General features: G+C 48.4%; 17 protein-coding genes. 4 read left to right on the top strand and 13 right to left on the bottom strand.

The genetic code is table 11. The annotated features are described in order from the left end of the window. The first annotated feature begins 179 nt into the window (after positions 1 to 179). From ABN764_RS10850 to ABN764_RS10840, 3 genes are all read left to right on the top strand, one after another. A complete protein-coding gene (locus ABN764_RS10850) occupies positions 180 to 2387 on the top strand; it encodes a penicillin-binding transpeptidase domain-containing protein (RefSeq protein WP_446671878.1) in 2208 nt (735 codons plus the stop codon). Positions 2388 to 2535: 148 nt separating this feature from the next. Then, a complete protein-coding gene (locus ABN764_RS10845; RefSeq protein WP_446671877.1) occupies positions 2536 to 3654 on the top strand; it encodes a M23 family metallopeptidase in 1119 nt (372 codons plus the stop codon). 39 nt (positions 3655 to 3693) lie between these two features. Beyond that, positions 3694 to 4134, top strand: a complete 441-nt coding sequence (locus ABN764_RS10840; protein ID WP_446671876.1) for a bactofilin family protein — start codon at positions 3694 to 3696, stop codon at positions 4132 to 4134. Positions 4135 to 4169: 35 nt separating this feature from the next. Here ABN764_RS10840 and ABN764_RS10835 read toward each other — a convergent pair whose 3' ends face one another. The 7 genes from ABN764_RS10835 to ABN764_RS10805 all read right to left on the bottom strand — a co-directional run bounded on the left by ABN764_RS10835 (position 4170) and on the right by ABN764_RS10805 (position 12063). Next, on the bottom strand, positions 4170 to 5174 hold the full coding sequence (locus ABN764_RS10835) for an LCP family glycopolymer transferase (protein ID WP_446671875.1): 1005 nt from the start codon (positions 5172 to 5174) through the stop codon (positions 4170 to 4172). Positions 5175 to 5319: 145 nt separating this feature from the next. Further along, on the bottom strand, positions 5320 to 6189 hold the full coding sequence (gene rfbD, locus ABN764_RS10830; protein ID WP_028531643.1) for a dTDP-4-dehydrorhamnose reductase: 870 nt from the start codon (positions 6187 to 6189) through the stop codon (positions 5320 to 5322). Continuing rightward, positions 6186 to 6776 (bottom strand): dTDP-4-dehydrorhamnose 3,5-epimerase, encoded by a 591-nt coding sequence (rfbC, locus tag ABN764_RS10825; protein WP_021254348.1) that lies wholly within the window; start codon positions 6774 to 6776, stop codon positions 6186 to 6188. Before rfbC ends, rfbD begins: the two co-directional genes overlap by 4 nt. Before the next feature lie 162 nt (positions 6777 to 6938). Then, positions 6939 to 7412 (bottom strand): hypothetical protein, encoded by a 474-nt coding sequence (locus ABN764_RS10820; RefSeq protein ID WP_446671874.1) that lies wholly within the window; start codon positions 7410 to 7412, stop codon positions 6939 to 6941. Then, positions 7402 to 7560, bottom strand: a complete 159-nt coding sequence (locus tag ABN764_RS10815; protein ID WP_174809408.1) for a hypothetical protein — start codon at positions 7558 to 7560, stop codon at positions 7402 to 7404. Before ABN764_RS10815 ends, ABN764_RS10820 begins: the two co-directional genes overlap by 11 nt. Position 7561: 1 nt before the next feature. Continuing rightward, positions 7562 to 8932 carry a lipopolysaccharide biosynthesis protein gene (locus ABN764_RS10810; RefSeq protein ID WP_446671873.1) on the bottom strand — a complete coding sequence of 457 codons (1371 nt, stop codon included), beginning with the start codon at positions 8930 to 8932 and terminating at the stop codon, positions 7562 to 7564. Between the two features lie 26 nt (positions 8933 to 8958). After that, on the bottom strand, positions 8959 to 12063 hold the full coding sequence (locus ABN764_RS10805) for a heparinase II/III domain-containing protein (protein WP_446671872.1): 3105 nt from the start codon (positions 12061 to 12063) through the stop codon (positions 8959 to 8961). Between the two features lie 116 nt (positions 12064 to 12179). Here ABN764_RS10805 and ABN764_RS10800 point away from each other — a divergent pair, with 116 nt between their 5' ends. After that, the gene (locus ABN764_RS10800) at positions 12180 to 13820 is read left to right on the top strand and encodes a hypothetical protein (RefSeq protein ID WP_446671871.1); all 1641 of its coding nucleotides are present in this window, start codon (positions 12180 to 12182) and stop codon (positions 13818 to 13820) included. A 246-nt stretch (positions 13821 to 14066) separates the two neighbouring features. Here ABN764_RS10800 and ABN764_RS10795 read toward each other — a convergent pair whose 3' ends face one another. Genes ABN764_RS10795 through ABN764_RS10770 form a run of 6 tightly spaced genes read right to left on the bottom strand, consistent with a single transcriptional unit; the run spans position 14067 to position 19995 of the window. Continuing rightward, the gene (locus ABN764_RS10795) at positions 14067 to 15236 is read right to left on the bottom strand and encodes a DegT/DnrJ/EryC1/StrS family aminotransferase (protein ID WP_268623617.1); all 1170 of its coding nucleotides are present in this window, start codon (positions 15234 to 15236) and stop codon (positions 14067 to 14069) included. Continuing rightward, a complete protein-coding gene (locus ABN764_RS10790; RefSeq protein WP_446671870.1) occupies positions 15229 to 16344 on the bottom strand; it encodes a lipid II:glycine glycyltransferase FemX in 1116 nt (371 codons plus the stop codon). Before ABN764_RS10790 ends, ABN764_RS10795 begins: the two co-directional genes overlap by 8 nt. Next, positions 16337 to 17698, bottom strand: a complete 1362-nt coding sequence (locus ABN764_RS10785; protein WP_446671869.1) for a polysaccharide deacetylase family protein — start codon at positions 17696 to 17698, stop codon at positions 16337 to 16339. The genes ABN764_RS10790 and ABN764_RS10785 overlap by 8 nt, the downstream gene beginning before the upstream one ends. A 29-nt stretch (positions 17699 to 17727) precedes the next feature. Next, a complete protein-coding gene (locus tag ABN764_RS10780) occupies positions 17728 to 18549 on the bottom strand; it encodes a GNAT family N-acetyltransferase (protein WP_446671868.1) in 822 nt (273 codons plus the stop codon). 7 nt (positions 18550 to 18556) lie between these two features. Then, positions 18557 to 19165 carry a sugar transferase gene (locus ABN764_RS10775; RefSeq protein WP_142545712.1) on the bottom strand — a complete coding sequence of 203 codons (609 nt, stop codon included), beginning with the start codon at positions 19163 to 19165 and terminating at the stop codon, positions 18557 to 18559. Then, a complete protein-coding gene (locus ABN764_RS10770) occupies positions 19165 to 19995 on the bottom strand; it encodes an N-acetyltransferase (protein ID WP_268623612.1) in 831 nt (276 codons plus the stop codon). Before ABN764_RS10770 ends, ABN764_RS10775 begins: the two co-directional genes overlap by 1 nt. Between the last annotated feature and the right edge of the window lie 2 nt (positions 19996 to 19997).

The following is a 19997-nucleotide window of genomic DNA, read 5'->3' as shown; positions in this document are numbered from 1 at the left end:
GTGCAACCTCCGTAATGTGACGTCTTCTATTTATACCATATTCCTATCCATTCCAGATCATTTGATGGTTCACACGAACAGTACTGCGTTTTTTCCATTGTATCCTCTTGTACAATAACCACACTCCATGTACAGTAAATATTACTACCCCAACACTTTCCATGGAGGATCAGTCGATCATGAACCGCAGAATTCGATTGCGCGTATTTGCACTAGGTATGATCATGGTATTTGTTTTTCTCGTCTTAATCATACGCACGTTCTGGATTCAAGTCATCAGTTATGATTTCTACATGGAACACAATGTAAAGACCTGGGCGCGCAGCGAGGTTCTTCTGGCCAAAAGAGGCACAATATATGATCGAAACCAGAAGCCGCTTGCTCTCGAAGCCTCAGCATATAATCTGGTGGTTTTCCCGCAGGAGATCGAGCATCTGAAGCAGCAAAGTCGAGTTGCCGATGGGCTTCATCAAATAACGGGCAAACCTCTTCCCGAGCTCAATGATCTCATTAGCCGAACGAAGCAGCGCCAAGTCGAAGTGCGCACAGAAGGCTGGCTCATGGACTATTCGAAGCTCGATGATTTCCGCACCCTCTTCGGCAAAGAATTGGATTATGGAGAGTGGCTGCATTTCCCTGATTATGGGGTTGGATTAATGAAGTCCTCCAAGCGTTATTACCCCTATAATCAATTAGCCGCTCACGTACTCGGATATATCAATAAAGAAGGACAAGCTGTATCCGGCATTGAAGGCAAATTCAATGAACAGCTGCAAGGCGTTAATGGCAAGGCAGCATTTCTGAGGGATAATCGCGGCAACCCCATTGCACTGGCAAGCCGTTCGACAACATCGCCCATTGACGGTCAGTCCGTAACGCTTACGATTGATATCGAGGTTCAGCGGTTCGTAGACGAGGCCATGACTCGTGTCATGAAGCAATGGCAGCCTGCCAGAGCCATGGCCGTTGTTATGGATCCGCATTCGATGGAAGTGCTGGCTATGTCCTCGAAACCGGATTTCAATCCGAACCGATACTGGGATATATCGAATATTGGCGCCTTGACGAACGATACCATACATTTCGGATACGAGCCTGGATCAACGTTCAAGATCGTTACGCTTGCGGCTGCCATTGAGGAGAACGTATTCCGACCGGACGATACATTTGTCTCTGGCTCGATCAAGGTTCCCGGCAACGTCATTCACGATGTGAAGAAGGATGGCTGGGGAACGATCAGCTACCAGCAAGGATTGGAGAAATCAAGTAATGTCGCCTTCGTCAAACTGGGCCTGGAGAAGCTCGGCAAGGAGAAGCTGTACAACTATATTGACCGCTTCGGATTTACACATCCAACAGGCATCGAATTAAGTGGAGAGGCAGCGCCTCTTGTTCGATTTGAGCGTCCCTCCGAGGTTGCAACCGCGACCTTCGGGCAAGGTAGTGTTCGCGTAAACACACTCCAGCTTGCTGCCGCCTATGCCAGCATCGCGAACGGCGGGAAATGGATGCAGCCGAGTATTCTGAAGAATGACTCCGCTCCTAACGCTCAGACTGAGCGTCAGGTCGTCTCCCCTGCCACTGCGAGAGAGGTCACAGAGCGCTTGGAGCAAGTTATCCTAAAAGGGACTGGCAAGCCCGCTATCATTGATGGCTATCGGGTAGCTGGCAAGACCGGAACTGCACAGAAACCAGCCAAGCGAGGCTATAAGAAAGGAAATTGGCTTATTTCATTTGTCGGCTACGCACCGGCCGATAACCCGAAGGCTGTCGTCGCGATTGTAGTGGATGAGCCCGATCTTGGGGGTGACTTCACCTTGGGTGGTCAGGTCGCTATGCCCGCCTTCCGCTCCATCATGCTCAGTACGCTTCAATATATGGGGATTAAGCCCGATCCAAGTCTACTCCCTACTAACGATGAAGGTTCTGAACCACCGGTAAAGATCAACAGCAAAGTGGAAGTGAAGAATACAGCTGTCGTAGGAAATTATAAATCAAAACCGGTAAAGGACTCCGTGCAGGCTATCAAAGATAGACGCATGCATGCCGTTGTGCTTGGAAAAGGTACGCGAGTGCTTGAACAATATCCGCAGCAGGGTGAAGAGCTGTATGAACAGCAGCCAGTCTATTTACTAACAAGCAAGGAGAAGGACATTCCCCTCCCTTCGCTTGCCGGATTGTCGCTGCGAGATGCACTTACCATCTGTCAGTTGCTTGATCGCAAAGCCACCATCATCGGAGAAGGGTATGTCGTAAAGCAAGAAGAAAGTACGACCGGAGAACAACGATCTGTAACACTCTATTTACAAGCCGAAAGCTATCGAAATCCACAACAAGGCTCTACTTCTTCTGAAACTTTGGCGCCAACCAAGACAGAGAACAAGTGACGCGTCCACGAAAAAAGGTATGTTTTGAGGAATCGTTGAATAGAGATCAATAGACAACTTTCTTGCGAGCATACGAATCGTGCGCGAGCAGCAAGCTAACCCGGGAAGGGGGAATGCTTGATGACGCGTCTAAAGTTGAGGTGATAGGATGAAACGGCATTGGTGGAATGGATCGATGACACTGCTTGTCATTCGTGATGCAGATCAAGCAGTGAAGCAGGTCAGTGTATCGAAAATGCTAGTTGTCTCCGTCCCGATTGCGGCAGTCATATCGATATCTGGACTCTTTCTGGCTATGCAGTGGAAATCTACCGCACATATTCAAGAGCTTCAGGGACAAGTGACTTCCCAGACTACGGCCTTGGACGTCACCGTTAAGGACAAAGACGAGGCCATTCGTCTTCTGAAAAATGAAGTCATCCGCTTGTCTTCCCAAGCAGAATCCGTCAAAGATCGATTGGAGCAGATGAGTTCCCTGGAGAAGCAGCTTCAGCAATTCGTCGAAGGATACATCGCTCCTTCGGATGCATCCAAACATTCAGCTATGCTATCCGCCCCCTCACAATCCTCTGGTTGGAATGAACGCATTCAGGTTGGCGGCGAAGACATCGAGGCAAGCACGGATCAAATTCTTAATTTGGCAAACCGCTCTCGCATCGATCTCAAGCAAGTAAGTGACATGTTGAATACAATGCAGCGTTCTGTTCCGACTACCTTGAAGCAAGCACAGAACAGACAATCGACGATCGCAGGAACGCCGTCCATCTGGCCGACGAAGTCACGCCGTATCACATCCAGCTTCGGCTATCGCCAAGATCCAATGCATGGCCGAGCCGCCTTCCATGCGGGACTCGACATCGGCGGCGAGCTGGGCGACCCCGTCTATGCCGCAGCTGACGGCAAGGTCATTGAGGCCGGATTTCAGCCAGCACGCGGCAACTATATCGTCATCCGCCATGTCAATCAACTAGACACCTGGTATATGCATCTACAGTCGATCCTCAGCGACGTAAATGACACAGTGGCGAAAGGCGACCATATTGCCAAGCTTGGGAATACCGGACGAAGTACAGGGCCTCATCTTCATTTTCAAATTGTACAGCGCGGCGAACCGATCGATCCGTTTCCTTATGTACGCAACGCTCTGTATGAGACTGCAAGTTCCAAGAAATCTATCCCTACTCCTCTTATTCGCACCAGACGTTCAAGCGAACCATTGACGTCTCTCAGCACTCGTGCCGACTCGTATCCGATTTATCAATCCTAGCTTCGTCATCCCGATCCATTTCAAGGAGGTTATGCGAGCATGCTCCGTCGCTCAACACAACAACCGAAGCACAGTGACACGTATATCGCACCTGGGACTCAATTAGAAGGCGCAATCCGCTGCGAGGCAAACATCCGCATTGACGGCAAGTTCACAGGAGAAGTGACTTGCAGTGGTACGATTACAATTGGTGAACATGGAGAGGCACACTCTACCCTTACCGCCAATCATATTATTGTAGCAGGCAGCGTAGTTGGCGATATTCACGCAAGCGGCAAATTAGTAATTTCCTCAACGGGGCAAGTCTGCGGCAATTGTCTATCGGAAGTGCTGTTAATCCAGGAAGGCGGATTGCTGAATGGAACAAGCCTCATGGAACGTTCATCCGAATCTAGCTCATCCAAGAAAGGCAGCAAGGGGAACCGACAAGAGGCGGCCAACGCATCTAGTCATAAAGAAAGCGAGAAGCAAGCGGGATAACCGCTTGCTTCTCTTTCTATTATGTATTCTTATGCTTACCCCTTCAATTGGTTGCGTATCGATTCGGCTATTTTCTGCAATTGTTCTTCATCAGGGAGGAAGTAGTAGATCCCGTTGATCGTCTTCCCCTTCCCCTGCAGCACCTGCTGCTCCACTCTCGTCAATTGTGGCCGATAATGAAGCATCAGCTGCTTCCAATCGTCAAATTGCAGGTTTGTACGGATATTCTCCTTTACCTGTGCGAGCAAATCCATCCAATGTCCTGCTGAGTCAAGTTGGGCCGACTTGTTCAGTATCGCCTGCAGCACTTGGCGCTGTCGCTGCATGCGGCCAAAGTCGCCATCTGGATCCTGCTTGCGCATCCGAACATATACGAGTGCTTCTCTCCCTTGCAACGCCACCTTGCCCTTCGGGAAAGTTATACCGTCGTCCGTGAATGATAAGCGATTCTCTACTTCTATGCCGTTTAAGGCATCTATCATCGACACAAACCCATTCATATTCGTCTTCACATAATAATGAACAGGCACCTTAAAGAGCTGTTCCACCGTGGCAACTGTCATTGGAACTCCGCCAAATGCATAGGCATGATTGATTTTATCAACCGTATGGTGGCCTACGATTGACGTCCTCGTATCACGAGGAATGCTGAGCAAGGACAAGGTACCACTCTGCGGGTGAACCAGAACCAGGGCGAGCGAATCAGATCTCCCCTTATCGCCAGGCCGCTCATCCGTCCCGATCAGGAGCAGCGTGAAGGGGCTCTGCTCGGATAAATTCGGCAGACCCATAGCTGCCTGTGTCGATGCTGGCACTGTCTCGTTCCTATCTCGCACAGCATGCTTCGTCGAATTAGATGTCGGCTGCTCCAGTAATGGCCCTCTCGTTCCTTCCGGGAGCGGTTCATACATCGCATCAGCCGTTCCCTTCAACGTATTCCATATGATAAGAAGAACGGTAGATACAATTAATATCATAGCTCCTAGTAAGATAAGAACGACCTTGTGCCATCTTCGCAATGAGTTCCTTCGTACTATCAAACATCTCCCCTCCCCTTGCTCCCCTCTATTCACCTTGATCGTTCGTGCAAATTTGAACCGACCGGCCAGATCGCGCAAGCAAACAACGAATAACGAGATCCATCTTATTCACTTGTGCGATCTGCCCTTTCACCCTATTACCACTCTATTTCTCGGGAGGAGCATCCTTCTGCAAGAAATGCCGTATTGCCTCATTCCAATGTCGAAGCAGCGAGAAGTCATTAAGCCTCAACGCTAGTGGCTCCAACACTGAATATTCAGGTCTGCGAGCAGGCCTTGGAAAATGAGAGGTGGGCACCGCGCGTACGATCGTAGACAAGCCTGCCTCCTTGATAATTGCTGTAGCGAATTCATGCCACGAGCAGCTTCCGCTGTTCGTAATATGATAGGTTCCATATTTGGTAGTGTAGAGCAATTCGACTATCTTCTCCGCCAAATCAAGCGTATACGTAGGCGAACCTACTTGGTCATTAACGACTTGCAGCACTTGTTCCGTCTGGGCCTTCCTTAGAATCGCTTTGACGAAGTTGTCCCCATACAAGCCGAAAACCCAAGAGGTGCGTACAATAAATGCAGCAGGATGATGATTTCGTACAAATCTCTCGCCTTCCCACTTCGAACGCCCATAGATATTGATGGGACGAACGGAATGGAACTCATTGTATGGGCAGTCACTCTTCCCATCAAATACATAATCCGTGCTGATATATACAAGTGCTGCACCAATACGGTTAGCCGCTACGGCCACGTTGCGCGTCCCGTAGCTGTTAATTCGATACGCTGTGTCAGAATCCGACTCAGCCAAGTCTACCTTCGTATACGCCCCAGCGTGGATAACATGTGTAGGACGCTCCTTCTCCATCACCGTCCGCACTCGCTCCGCATCCGCCACATCCATATCGTGATGCCCGTAGCCAACTGCCGATATGCCATGGCGATGCAGCACAATCAGCATCTCCATTCCAAGTTGTCCACCTGCTCCTGTAACCAGCACCTTCATCTCTTCCTTGTTCACTCGGCAACACCATCCTTATTGCAAGAATTGGGAGCTGCCTTCCAAGCAGGAAGCTCGGCATCTTCTAACATCGGATGCTTGGCATCCTTCTCGGACAAGATGGGCTTGCTTACAGGCCAGTCAATATGAAGCGCTGGATCGTTCCATGCAATCCCTCGGTCGGATGCCGCATGATAGGGAGCATCCACCTTATATAGAACCTCTGTATTCGGAACGAGCGTACAGAAACCATGTGCAAAGCCTTGCGGGACGAGAAGCTGCCGACGATTTGATGCGCTTAAGATAGCACCAACCCATTGTCCGAACGTCGAAGAGCCTTTGCGAATATCAACCGCAACATCATAGACGGCCCCGACTGCAACCCGTACCAGCTTCGTCTGCGCATAAGGATCCAACTGATAATGAAGACCTCGCAGTGTGCCAGCACGCACAGATAAGGAATGGTTATCCTGCATGAACGAATAATTTATACCAAGCTCTTCCCACTTATGTGCGTGATAGCTCTCCATAAAAAATCCGCGTTCATCCTCGAACACATTCGGCTCGAGAAGAAGTACTTCGGGTAATTTTGTCTGACTGACCTTCATCCTGACAACTCCCTTTTCGAGAGATAATTCGTGACTGATTGAAGAGGCTTTTCGCCCACTCATAACTATTCTATGCCGTTCGCCCTCTTATTGACATTCAATGTGGGGAAAGTGCGACATATATCCATCAATCACATATTCGGGATGATTCCAGTTCTACGGTCAGCCGAACCATTGGACGTGCGTCCAAGCAGGATCGGGGTTATACAAAAAACATTGATTATACGTATTCATCATTTTGGAATAATGTGGACATTCCTTCGAAAGTTGAATGTTTAGTCGTGAGGTAAGCATTGCTTTCTGCTGAGGGGTTAATATAAATTTGACGGTGTATTGATATTCAACCTGTTCTTGTTCATGCTTCCGTTCTTTGCACACAACGTTTCCGCGAATGGACATACGGTCGTTGTCAAATTCACATGTAAATGCTAATGAATAATGGTTCGATATTGGCAATCTCAAATGAGTAATCATCGTTAAGCAGTTCGGGCTAAGCCCGACAAGCATAACTTCACAGCTTCGCGCGTGATGAACAGGCTCCTGATGCACGCAATCTATTGTCATCAGAACTGGAACCGGCTTGGGCAAGACAATGAATAGTTGCGACGGATACGCAGTAGACCAATTATTCGTCATGATATTCCTCTTGTGCAATCTGAACAACAGAATGACTCGCAGCACATTCCCACCTTGCACGAAAAATGCCTAATTGCAACATGATGTCCGTAATATCAACCGTTCGTTTCTCTGCCAAGTTCTCTCTTTCATGCAGCTCAACTGTCATGTCATGCCTCACTCCTATCACCTCGTTCATTCACTGTCGTATCGGTTCCACCTGTTGCAGCGGAATTCATCCACTCTTCCTTACGCTTCCTTATGCCGATAGCGCTCATTCGATAAATAATCAAATAGAATACGCCCAATATCACGGCTTGCAAGATGGCAGCCGCCAGCGGGGACAATTGCAGCCATACGACGATTAGCAAACCTAGCGCCAATACCAGAAAACGAGTAACCGTCCACCAAAAATTCCAATGCTGCAGGCGAAGGGATTCTAAAATGACGGATACCGGAGAAAACAAAATATTTACACCGTACAATAGCGCGTAGACCGGCACATATTTGGCAGCAGGCTCCCATGCAGTACCGAACAGCCATACAAATAACGGCGGGCCTACAACCGCGATTACAACAATAGGTACTACTCCAATTCGACATAGCTTGCGAAACGTATCCCGGAATAGTTGCTCGAGCATCTGCGGATTCTCGCGTGCATGCTTCATCGATTCCGCGTAGAACACTTGCGAGATAGACATGCTCAGCAGCAGTATCGGCCCTCCCAGCACCTTATCTACGAGAGCGATGGAGCCCGCTTCCTTCAACCCATAATATCCCGCCATGAAGAGCGGCAGCATTTGGAGTGTCATCGAGGTGAATACTCCTGATCCAGTCACATAAAGCGCAATTTTGCGATATCGGCTGGCCATCTTCTTCATAATGCTCCAATTCGCTTGACGGGCCCATTGGCCGGGCCGGAATTGCTTATGAAATAACGTGTACAGTGTTCCCGTTCCTGCTACGCGTCCAAATACTTCGCCCAATACGAGTCCGACTCTGCCCAATCCGACGAACGGAGCAGCCAACTGGATAAGGATTCCCCCCATCCCCTGCACCCATTTCGTTCTGGCTAGCGGTCCATAGCTTCTCGTTCGGAGCGCCCAATAATTTAACGTATTATAGAGGCCATAACCGAAGAAGGATATAGGAAGCAGGTACACGATCATTCCAATTCTGAACGAATCAGTTATCATCGGCGCAAACAAAATAATCGCTGCCAAGAACACACCGGTGAGAAGAACGAGAAGCAAAAAACAAAAAGTTACGATATAGGGGATATGCTCTTCGTCCTCCTCCATCGGTATCGCTCGTTCAAACCCCAAGCTTCCGAACAAAACAGAAATCGCCAGTATAGACATATAAACAGCCAGCTCACCATATTGCTCAGGTGTATACAAATGTGCCAAGAGGGGGGATAGAACAATCCCTATTCCTTGGGCGGCAGCCGTCCCGCTAAGCATAATAATAACGTTCTTAACAAAGGATCCCTGGCCGGTGAGCACGCGCCAGCGCTTGATCGCAGTATGGATAATGTTCATTCTCGTACCCTTCCTTTGTCATTCCGCTAGAATTGGCGTACTTGCGATAGAGGGATAACAAACGACTGCCCTGCCTGAATATCGTAGATGAATCTATCGCCGATCTGTTGTTGAATAAAGGTCGTATTGCCAAGACTGACGACCACATGACTGCCTTCCTGCTTGATTACACTCTTAATCGTGTAAGCCGCATTCCGTACAGCTGCAGAGTTCGATGAAGTCACCGAATGATTGTCAACATACACCGTAGCACCAACTAGTTTCTTCACATCGAACGATGCCAAATTTTCAAATTTGAGTTCCAAACGATTATCAAGGCTCCACCCTGTTGTAAATCCAGCAACTTTCCCTACTAAGCGCTCTGCTTCCGATTTGGACTCCTGCTTGCCGCCATCGTTCTGCAGCCACGTTCCATCGTGTGCATACTGAACCTTCGCCCCCTTAGACGACATACTTGTCAGTCCAAAAAAGCCCTTGAATGACAGTCCGTTCTCCAATTGGTATTCCCGATTCGATTCCAGACTGCAAATAATCGTATCTTTCCGACCATTTTGGAGGGCAACCTCAATGGCCATCGCTTCCCATTCAGGAACAGCCGCGCCTTGATGGGTTACGCTAAGCCTTCGAATTGTTTTGATCGTTCGTTCCTTCGCGAATGGCTCCAGAATCGAAGTGAACAAGCTCTCCCCGCCAGGACGCCGTGTTAATAAATAATCGAGTCGCCGAGGATTCCCCGGCTTATTTTGGGGTGGATCTCCCTGGGCAACTGCTGCATCTGTATACGAACCAAGCATCGTAACCCGCAAATTCGGCTTCACCTGCACGCGGTTATATGACACAGACTTCGCCGACTTCCACTCTGCATAAAACTGGCCGATCGGATCCTTGTCCTTACGGACATTGTACAAATAGTTATATCCACTCTTGCTCTGCTCCGAATAGGCAGGATCTGCAAGAGGAATCTGTTCGCCAGCATACGTGCCTGACTTCTGCTCCACTAATTTCAGCCCACCTGTCTCGACCGTTCCTTCCATGCCGTGAAAGCTTGACACTTGTTCACCCGCCCCCTTGACGCGGAAGAAATCAACGGCATAGGCAACTCGATCATCAATGGGAATAAGAGCGAACGTCCTTCGATACACGTCAGCCCCCTCGTACGCATAGGGCGCCTCCACATCGATTAATTTGGCGTATTTGCCGTCATCAAAATGACGTGGAATGCCAACCCATGAATTTGGCTGCTGTCCTTCCTTATTGAACACAACTGTATTATGCGATATGGTGTTCGATTCCCAGCGTCTGCGCAAAATGTTATCATCAGCGAAGGTCACGTAACCTAGATCCGGGGCCATATCTAGACCGAACCCATATAAGCCGATATTCAGCGCATCCCGATGAGCGTGGGATGTGCCATTTCGCCCATAGTACAACCAAGCCTCAATATCCCCATGCCTCAAAGCTGTGTATCCATATCCCGTTAAATTGATACTTTTGAACTTATAGCTGCCCTGAGATTGTACGACTTTCCGGAACTGAGCAAGCAGTGCTTCCATCTTCGGCTGGAACAAATCATTTGTAATCCCTTCCGTTCGGTTTCCATTCAATAGAAATGCTGCCTGGGCAAATAAAGGATCGCGATATTTAACAAATGCCCTCCATACCAAGTCCCGCTTCGCCCAAATATTATCTTTGCCTATCGAGCCAGAATCCCCGATATTGGGTGTGTCCTTGCCTTGCATCACAAGATCAAGAAAGGCATAGAACATCTTCTTCACCTTCGGATGCTTATACAAATCCGCGCTTGGGACGCGCTCATAGCTGTCCAAAATATCCGCCAAACTGTTCATTCGTTCCAACCAAGTCACATTGTATTCAGGGGAAGCTTCATCACCATAGCCATCGCGATCAATACGATTCGCCAGAACGTCATAGACGCCCCCGCCGCTTATTCTCCATCCGCCGCCCGCTACACGCTCCAACTGCCCTGACTGCAGCGCAAATTGAATCCACTCCGCAGATTCAGGAAGCTGATCCAAGGTAATAGCCGCTAGTGCAATCACATTCTGATGAGATCCGAAGTTGCCTGAGATCTGCGCTTTCTTGACAGCAGGCACAATTTGACGAATGATACGATTCTCAAAGTTTTGCTTTATACTGTCGGCTGTTCCCTTCGATGAGGGAAGGCTGTAACGAGCGGCTTTCTTTTGCAAAAAGGACAAGTATGGAGCAGTCTTCTTCTGGAGTACGGGTAAAAAGGCATCGTAACTGAGGAGCAGCTGCTCCGTCAGTGTAACTTCAGCAATTGATCCCAATACTTTTCCCTGTCCCGTCCCGCCGTGCGCATTTTTGAACCCATCCTCCCACCGATACACGGAGACGTCCATATCAGGATACACATCGGCTACACGATCTAATAGAATCAGGCCGCTATAAGCGTACTTCTCATTTCCCGTATATAAGTAGGCTTCACGCAGCGAACGCAATGCATCAGTTAACCACTGACTCCATACCCAATGATTGTAGAACGCGATAAACGTATACTTGTTGCCTTTTTCATCAACATATCCACTGCCGTCATCGACGCCAAATGCCGTGCCTTTGTCCGGATACAGCGTATTCACCAAATATTTGCGGTCGGCGCGCTTCGGATCAAATCCTCCCTTATCATCTAAGCCGCTCCGGTAGTATGAAGCGAAATCATTCGTTGGGAACATCATTCCATTCGATTTATCCTTTACTTTCCACGGCTTCGCCACAGGATTAATTTCGTAGCTTGAACGGTCATCACGAGGCCCCTTCTGACCACCTATCACACTTCCCATCTCTTCATTCACATCATAGCTTCTCGGCAAGGCCTGCGTGGTAATCATCGACCATAGCTCTTCGTAGCTCAAATCTATATATTTTTTCGCCCTTCTTATGCTTGCATCCCTTTCATCCCGCGCCCATTTATACATTTTCACATTGTCCTGAACAGCTTGGCGTTTTTCTGCTGTATAGTAATTGCTCCTGGACTGACCTGCTGCATGCGGACTGTTCATAAGCACGAAATCGATACAAAAATATAGTACAGCAATAATGAAAGAAACAATAATTAACTTCCATTTCCAATCAATTCTATAAGTTGTCATATATGTAATCTCCTTACTCATATATCGTGACATTTGCTGTCATCACTTTCTAGTAGGGCGTTTCATATTGTATAAAAAACAAGCTACTATTCCGATAGAAGAGGATGTGTCCGCCTATGCTTAATCCGAGCTTTGTTACTCCGCAGAACTTCGGAGCCTTGTATGATGGAGCAGCAGACGATACCACTCCCGTCAATAAAGCGCTGCAATTCGCTGCGGTCAATCAGATGAGCGTCTACTTTCCTCCCGGCAAAGGTGCTGTAGTCTCCCAAGCAATCACCGTGCCATCCGGCGTCAGACTTATTATGGATGCCCCGCTTATTTATAAGGGAGACAACACTCAACCTTGTCTGCTGATCGGCAATGCCATCGAATCTACCACCATGATGGATTACAAATTGAATGTCCGAAATGCTCAAGTATCCGACTGGAGCAACGAAGGGAACATCGGCATCATTCTGACCAACTTCATCTCATGTAATGTCGACATTGTAGGGGTCGATGGCTTCACAATCGGTCTGCAAGCTAAGGGAAATAGTAAAGGATTCTCCTTCAACAAGCTGACACTTGGACAAATCATGAATAATAAGATTGCGCTGGATTTGTCGGCTGTTCGTTCTGGCTGGGTCAATGAAAATTTATTTGAGAATGGAAGGTTTGGATGCTGGAGTCAGGTCAATACAAATGCAAGCCGTTACGGAATTCGCATTGTATCGCCTGATAATTCGTACTTGTACAATAACAACAATGTCTTTATCAAGCCTAGCTTCGAGCTTGGCCAATCCTACCTTACGGGCAATGCCGAAGCAGTCCCGCTTCTGATCTATCACGGTGAGCAAAATAAATTCCAAGATATGCGCAACGAGGACAATAATACAACCTTTGTACGGGTGTTCAACTCGTCTTCGAATAACGTGTTCAATGTCGGTTATGGAGAACTGAACGGAAGCAATATCGATGATCGAAGCCGTTATCCTGTATCCGTGTACTCCTCACGCAAATCCAAATTAATCAATACAAAAGGAAACATGATCTTCCTATCCGGTCCCCTGAATAAAATAGCCTGCTACTACAATGGGAATAGCTTAGTCAATATTCCACGCGTTAATGTCGCCACTTCTCGCACGTCCACAGTTCTGAAATCTGGAGCAATGACGCTCGCCAATGAATATGTAGAGCTTATTCAGCCAGCAATCGGCGTATTCATCAACACCTCCAAAGCCAAGCGATTTATTGTACAAAAAGATACGATCGCTGGATATGGGGGACGCGTCATTGTCATCTGCTACGATGCAAACGGCAACATTCTAGGAAGCACTATTCAAAATGAAGCAACAGTCAAAGGCTCCTCCAACGCAGAGCCCTACTTCAACACAACCGCACCCGGGGGTGGAGCAATAGGCGGTTATATTACCGGCTCTGATTCCAACAAAGACTTCTATTTCCGTGTTCATTCTGATGTCACTATGATACGCGTCTTGTTATCAGGAGGAACACAGCCGCTGCGCATCAAGAGTTTCTGCATTTACAGCATCGACTGCACGGCAGCGGTCTGGTCTGGCTACGAAGAGATCATTCCTGGTGTGAATCTTGGCACGCAGCCGCCTACTGCAGGACAATGGGATAAAGGGCGAATGATCTTGAACGATAATCTCTCGCTGCTCGGCACCGACGGCAGCAAATATGTTGTAGAAGGCTGGCAATGCATTCAGGCACCCAATCAGTGGATAGAAAAAAGATCCTATACAGGCTTATAGAGGTTGTTCAAAAAGTCCGCTTTTGATCACGAAGTAAATCATGAAGTGGGCTCGGCATCGAATCTTGAATTCAGCCGGGCCTTCCGGTGCTCATGTACCCAAAACGTACGCTCCGCTCCTCATGCCCTAGCTTCATCCAACTTTCTCGGTGCTGAAAACCAGCCTTTTTGAACACGCACTTATAAAAAAATGGTATGGGCAGCCGGGTGATTCCTTCTTCACTCGGCTTCTAAGCCTCTTCCTGTTCTACACACTTTGCCGATAAATCGCATTCTGCTGTAAATGTTCCAAAACGACATCGACCACCCGATCCTGTTCGGCACTCGTCAGATTCGAGCCGGATGGCAAGCATAGCCCTTGTGCAAACAATTGCTCGGACACACTAAGATGCGATTCGTGAGGGAAATATAAGCTGGAGTGGAACATCGGCTGCAGATGCATCGGCTTCCATACGAGACGTGACTCGATGCCGTTCTGCTGCAGAGCAGTTTTGATCGAGAGCGGATACGTCCCCGTACGCTTGCAGTCAACCAAGATAACCGTAAGCCAGCAAGTCGATCTTCCGTAGGTAGGTTCTGATATCAGTCGAATACCATCATAAGCTTCCAATACACTCCGATACCGCTGATATACAGCCCTTCTTGCGGCAATTCGCCCTTCAATCACGGTGAGCTGACCACGTCCAATTCCTGCCAGCACATTGCTCATCCGGTAATTGTACCCCATCTCATAATGCTCATAGTACGGCAGATCCTCTTTAGCCTGAGTCGCCCAATGTCTGGCCTTTCTAAGTGCCACGGGGTCGCTGCTCACCAGCATTCCCCCTCCGGATGTGGTAATGAGCTTATTGCCGTTGAACGAATAGATGCCGAAATGACCGATTGTCCCACAATGTCTGCCACGATAGGTCGTACCTAGCGACTCTGCTGCATCTTCCACCACAATAATGCCATAACGATTGCAGATAGTCATAATTGCATCCATATCTGCGCTCTGCCCATAGAGATGAACGATGACAGCAGCTTTCGGCGTCTTCCCCTCTTGCGCAAGCTGCTCACATGCCCGTTCCAGCGCCTCTGGCGACATATTCCAGGAATTCGGCTCCGAATCAACAAATACAGGAATCCCGTTCAAGTACAAGATAGGATTCACACTAGCTATAAAGGTAAACGTGGAACATAGCACATAATCGCCCGCTTCTACCCCGGCCAGCCGTAAAGCCAAATGGATGGCCGCCGTCCCTGAGCTTAGCGCAACTGCTCCTTGCGCCCCTACATAATGGGCCACTTCTTCTTCAAATGCCTGAATATGCGGACCGACGGAGGACAACCAATTACTAGCAAATGCCTCATCGATCTTAATCCGTTCTTCATCTCCCATATGCGGAGGAGACAGATATATATAAGGCTTAGACATACTGGGTCACCTCTGCTGAGTCAATCCCAACCGCCATAAGTGAAGGGTCGCGATAAAATGGGAAATACTCGCTCTCCGTAATACCATTAAATTTGCTTTTTAATAATTTGTATAGGTAGGGATCTCGTACTTTCCTTCCAACATAGAAGTCCAATGGTTCATGATTATTGAACCCTTTCTTGAAGCGATACAAGGAATCATTGCCCGTATAACCGCCGCCTAAATGAATCTTCTTGAATCCTCGTTCCTTGAAGTGCTGTATGGCGAAGTACAGCAAAAAATTATTGGGCGCGCAAGAAAAATATCGCTCATTGGAAGCGAGCAGATGATAGTGCACATGTTCACCTTCATGCAAAAATATCGATGCACAAACCAACTCGTCTTCCGCGTATATTCCCAGCATGGTGAGCTGATCGGATAGGCGATCCAGCATGTCATAAAAGTATTGTTCGGTAAAGTAATAGCTGGCCTGGGCCTTCACACGATCCATCGTGTGATAATACATATCAATGAAAGATTGAAGCCGTTCTAACGTCATCGTTTCCTGCCGTCCAAAAAGTCCAGATTTCAAAGATACACGAATTCGATTCCGGTTCTTGGAGCTGAACTTGGCGAAAATATCGTCTACCGCCGGCTCTAAATCTACACTGATCGTATTGCGCACGAAGCACGGATCCACATCCATGTAATCCTGATGATTGCGATAAAGAGGATGAAATCTGACAAACTCCGTTATAATTTTTTGTTCCTTACAATAGCTGGAGAAGGCTTGCTGAAATCGCCCAAGCAATCCATTACGATCTTCATCATGTAAGGAAGTGCATATAGGCCCTCCATAACCGTATGGGGTAATGATGTCGTACATTTCCGGAGCGTCTTCCCATAAGCGCTTAATATGCGGTAGAGTATTGACTTGCCTGAGAACAAATGGATAGATGACAGTTCCGGTATCTTCTTTGTAAATAAATAGACGTGCCGATTCTTCCTGTCCGCTCTCGTATAAGGAGCAATAGCCTGATAACCAATATATGTCCGGATCCACTATACTCATGGCAAGCTCATCCCATTGCTTCCTATCGTCAGGCGACAGTATTTGAACATTACCCAATTGGACACCCTCCTTGAATGACGAACGAATGATAGTAATTCGCATATGGCTTCCAGAACGAGTTGCGAATGTTGGAGTTGTGCCACAATAAAACGAACTGTCCGCGATATCGATACACGACTCCTAGAAGGTTATTCATCTGCTCAAACATCTGAGCGGGTTCAAGTCCTTGATAACCGCCAAGGCTTACCTCCATTGCGGTTAGAGGGAGCTCTTGTAGAGATAAAGGCTGTCTGGCATGAATATCAAAGACACGGTATGAATGGCAGATTCCGCTGCGAAACCCGATTTCATCGGCATACCCAATCGTACTGTCTATTTTCATCCCGGCTCGCTCCCATATGCCCCATGTATCCGGAACACGGAAGCGCAAATAATGATGCCTTCCCTCTGTAACCACGCATCCCGCCGCCTCTTGAAGCCGCTCCTTCTCTTGCAAGAACAACTCTTCATTGCAGTATGCATCATAGCTGGGGTGGAATCCGACGATATGACCGCGCTCACGTACACGCTTGAGCACCGAACGAGCGAGTTCTCCCCGGACATCATATCGATTGTCGTAAAAGGTCGTGCCCCCCGCCATAAAATAGAACCTGGATTGAACCCCTGCCTGCTCAGACAGATCCATCAGCCAATCAAAGGTATCGTACGGGTCGGCACATCTACCTGACTTTACTTGTATGTATTCCAGCATGCTTCGAATGGGAGCCAATGGACTCAAGTTGGCCAAGCCTCTTGCCATACTCCGAATAAGACGCTTCATACCGTCCCAATATCGCAAATCATCCACATCATGCGTCACAATCAATTCAGAGGGACGATCTGTTCGTTCTGCCTCCAACCCTACTTCAATGAGCATATTCCAGAGCATCTCAGCCATCTCATTCACAACAGGACGCTGCCAGAAGCGGCTCCGAACAGCCAAACTGCCGGATGAGGGGAACCGTTCATGACGGTCTCTTATGTTCGCGCACTCTTCCCATCGAGTGAGCATAAAAAAGCAAGCAGCCAGCAGATCTGCTTCGCAATACAAGTCCCCTCCATCCACTCGCCATTCCCCTCTCCCGAACCATACGGGCAAATCCCCTTCGGGAGCAAATCTGGAGTTGGCATAGGACACACGTAGTTGGCTCGTATCCGCGGACAAGTAAGACAATCCATCCTCATATTGAGCAAAGAAGGCATCTCTGATATACAGGCTTCTCCCGTTCGACAGTGCGAACCGGATATAGGGCGACTGATCCTTATCATTGTCCGCGACGAGTTGATACGGTAATCCGAGCATATCGCCGACCAATTGTTGAATGATATATGTTCGTTCGGGTACGAACAATGCAGGTATTGTTATAATCATGGCCCTTAACCCTTCCTGTCCTCATCTTATCAAGACAATGGCTTCACCATGCGAAACGCTACAGCCAACTGTTCCATGCCGGAGTGAGGCGGCTCTTCCCCTCCGTCTGACACAAGCACTCTTCGATGCGGGGCAAGACGTGCAAGCAGAGCAAGCACATCCTTATTCATTGCAGCTTTCAAGCGCATACGGAAATAATTCTCCTTCATAAGCACAATTCGTTCTTCTTGATGATCGAAGCTCACGCGAAAGAATCCATAGCCATACCCTTCGAGGCTGGCTACCGCTTGCGGCCAGTCTTGAATCATATAATCCAAGCTGCTCTCTTCCGCTTCTACGTCCATCCATTGATGCAGCGGAGCACTTGCATACCAATAATAAGCATGCTGTCGAACGAATCCGTTCCGCTCATATAGCCGAATGGCAGATTCGTTCGTGTCGAATGCATCAAGCTGCACGGAAGAGAAGCCCTCCTTCGCGGCGTGAATGCTTGCCTGTCGAATCACATGGGAGCCGATGCCTCTTCCTCTGAACAGAGCAGATACGTAGAAATTGTTCAGAAATAAGATGTCATCGAGCAGTCTCCATTCTGCGAAGCCAATCAGGGAATTCGCATTCGTATATATCCCAATAAAATGCGAAGTGAAACGAGACGGAGGGATAGCAAGCGAAGCACGCAAAAAATCAGCATATCCATGGGCCGAAAAAAGCGTCGCTTCATAGAGCCCCACAGGCATCCATGACTCGCTCATGCGTGAGATTTCCTCATAATATTTTGGTTCCAACGTTCGGACATGAACAGATTCGCCTCGTGACTCGATGCGGCAGTCAGGAAATAATCGTTTCCACATGTCCCCGTCACCCCTCGCGGCTGTGATATCGTTCCTTATCGAGGTCAGAAGCCCCACGACTTCCGGGAAGTGCAACTCCCTCCCGCTTGACCACAGTAATGATTGTTAAGAACAAAATTTTGATATCCAGCCAGAAGGACCAGTTCTCCACATACTGGACGTCAAGCTCCAAACGTTCATTCCAGGATAGATGATTCCTTCCCTTCACCTGGGCTAATCCAGTAATGCCCGGACGAACATGGAATCGTTTCTGTTCCCGCTTCGTGAAGTACGGCAAGTGCTTCACGAGCAAAGGCCGTGGTCCTACCAGACTCATGTCACCACGCAATACGTTCCACAATTGGGGTAGCTCATCCAAGCTCGTTGAGCGCAGGAACGTACCGAAAGCGGTAATGCGATGCGCATCTGGAAGCAGTTGCCCTGCACTGTCTCTGGCGTCTGACATCGTGCGAAATTTATAAACCTGGAATACGCGTTTATCCTTGCCCGGCCTCTCCTGCTTGAAAATGGCCGGCGAACCTAATGCAACGCGAACGCAAATATAGGTAATAAGGAGGATTGGGCTGATTACGAGCAGTAAAATGGACGAAACTGCAATATCGAATATACGCTTCATTACTGATGCTGCAGCAATTGTTCCTTGGCCACTTGACGGAGAACGCGTGCAGGAATCCCCATGACCAATTGCTGTCCTTCCACATCTTTAGTAACAATACTTCCAGCCGCGACAACGGCTTCTTCTTCAATGACAACCCCCGGCAGCGTTACGACTCCAGCCCCAAGACGTCCGCCCTTCTTCACAGTTATTCCCTTCATCCACTTAAATCGTTCCTTCGTTCGGCCAATGAAATTGTCATTGCTCGTGATAACACCCGGCGCAACAAATACATCATCACCAATAGTGGAATAAGCCGTAATGTAACAATTCGTTTCCAGCTTGCAGCGTGCGCCTACCGTACAATCGTTCTCTACCGAAGCTCCGCGTCCGATAATCGTACCAGCACCTACACGTACACGTTCACGCACAGTAGCTAGGTCGGCGACGAATACATCCTGCTCCAGAACAGCACCCGCATATACGATGCTAGCTGTTCCAATCGTACAGCCTTTCTCGATGATGCACGGATCCTGGCTTCCTCTATCTTGAAGTACAGATCGTTTCGCACGAAATGGCTGCTTGCCGATGACGGCTTGATCCATAATCGTTACCCCATCGCACAAAACCGTCTTCTCTTCGATGATGACATGACGGCCGATAACCGCTCCCTTGCCAATGACCGCACCTGCTCCAATGATGCTCCCATCGCCAATGCAGACTCCATCTTCGATTGTCACTCCATCACCAATTACACAGAAATATCCCAGCTTCACCTGTTCTCCCATTCGAATATCCTGTCCCAACACTTGCAATTCTGCTGATGCTCGCTTGTCATCCTTTATCCCCATCT

Source organism: Paenibacillus wuxiensis (genome assembly GCF_040195695.1).
GTDB lineage: Bacteria > Bacillota > Bacilli > Paenibacillales > Paenibacillaceae > Paenibacillus_B > Paenibacillus_B suaedae.
This window is presented reverse-complemented; position numbering and strand designations above follow the sequence as displayed.

What these genes read in the sequence shown, in the direction of transcription:
- rfbC (WP_021254348.1), bottom strand. Translation starts at nt 6,776, where the DNA reads ATGAAGGTCAGTCAGACAAAATTACCCGAAGTACTTCTTCTCGAGCCG.
- ABN764_RS10805 (WP_446671872.1), bottom strand. Translation starts at nt 12,063, where the DNA reads ATGACAACTTATAGAATTGATTGGAAATGGAAGTTAATTATTGTTTCT.
- ABN764_RS10850 (WP_446671878.1), top strand. Translation starts at nt 180, where the DNA reads ATGAACCGCAGAATTCGATTGCGCGTATTTGCACTAGGTATGATCATG.
- ABN764_RS10800 (WP_446671871.1), top strand. Translation starts at nt 12,180, where the DNA reads ATGCTTAATCCGAGCTTTGTTACTCCGCAGAACTTCGGAGCCTTGTAT.
- ABN764_RS10810 (WP_446671873.1), bottom strand. Translation starts at nt 8,932, where the DNA reads ATGAACATTATCCATACTGCGATCAAGCGCTGGCGCGTGCTCACCGGC.
- ABN764_RS10785 (WP_446671869.1), bottom strand. Translation starts at nt 17,698, where the DNA reads ATGATTATAACAATACCTGCATTGTTCGTACCCGAACGAACATATATC.
- ABN764_RS10780 (WP_446671868.1), bottom strand. Translation starts at nt 18,549, where the DNA reads ATGTGGAAACGATTATTTCCTGACTGCCGCATCGAGTCACGAGGCGAA.
- ABN764_RS10845 (WP_446671877.1), top strand. Translation starts at nt 2,536, where the DNA reads ATGAAACGGCATTGGTGGAATGGATCGATGACACTGCTTGTCATTCGT.
- ABN764_RS10840 (WP_446671876.1), top strand. Translation starts at nt 3,694, where the DNA reads ATGCTCCGTCGCTCAACACAACAACCGAAGCACAGTGACACGTATATC.
- ABN764_RS10775 (WP_142545712.1), bottom strand. Translation starts at nt 19,165, where the DNA reads ATGAAGCGTATATTCGATATTGCAGTTTCGTCCATTTTACTGCTCGTA.
- ABN764_RS10795 (WP_268623617.1), bottom strand. Translation starts at nt 15,236, where the DNA reads ATGTCTAAGCCTTATATATATCTGTCTCCTCCGCATATGGGAGATGAA.
- ABN764_RS10770 (WP_268623612.1), bottom strand. Translation starts at nt 19,995, where the DNA reads ATGGGGATAAAGGATGACAAGCGAGCATCAGCAGAATTGCAAGTGTTG.
- ABN764_RS10820 (WP_446671874.1), bottom strand. Translation starts at nt 7,412, where the DNA reads ATGACGAATAATTGGTCTACTGCGTATCCGTCGCAACTATTCATTGTC.
- ABN764_RS10815 (WP_174809408.1), bottom strand. Translation starts at nt 7,560, where the DNA reads ATGACAGTTGAGCTGCATGAAAGAGAGAACTTGGCAGAGAAACGAACG.